Consider the following 509-nt stretch of genomic DNA (forward strand, 5'->3'; position numbering starts at 1 on the left):
GTCCGGAGACCGAGCCGATCATCTGTAGCCAGCGGCCACCGCTGAAGGCGCCACCGGGCTCCAGCTTGCCGGCCGCAAAGCCGCCGGCCAGGCCGGCGATGACGATGCGTCCGGGGGTCCAGGCGCGCCGCCAGACGTGGTTGAGCAAATTCCACTGGCTGAGGGTTTCGGTGCTGCGGACCTGCACCACGGCTTCGGCGCGCCGCACGCGGCGCTGCAGGACTTCGAACTTCATGGCGGGTTGTCCCCGGGCACGGTCACGTGGGCATCGGGATCTTCATCGCCGGGCTCATCGAACAGGCCCATCCGCGACAGCTGCCGGCGGGTGGCATGCATGCCGGTGTGGTGGAAGAAGTACGACACCCGCCAGATCGCATAGCCGGCCATCGCCAGACTGGCGAGGGTGGGGACCAGCAGCGATATGAACAGTGACAGGCCCAGGTACTGCAGCAACGCGACCAGCGTGGCGGCCAGCAGCAGCCACGCCGAGGCGCCGAACACGATCGCCA

At 68.6% G+C, this 509-nt stretch carries 2 pseudogenes; both read right to left on the reverse strand.

The features are described from left to right. Positions 1-235 (reverse strand): annotated as a pseudogene (locus JCM9942_RS17910) (protein sip-5); the annotation flags it as partial. Continuing rightward, a pseudogene (locus JCM9942_RS17915) lies at positions 232-509 on the reverse strand (phage holin family protein); the annotation flags it as partial. The pseudogenes JCM9942_RS17910 and JCM9942_RS17915, both read right to left, overlap by 4 nt.

Origin of the sequence: Stenotrophomonas pictorum JCM 9942 (assembly GCF_001310775.1) — a bacterium.
GTDB classification, from domain to species: domain Bacteria; phylum Pseudomonadota; class Gammaproteobacteria; order Xanthomonadales; family Xanthomonadaceae; genus Stenotrophomonas; species Stenotrophomonas pictorum.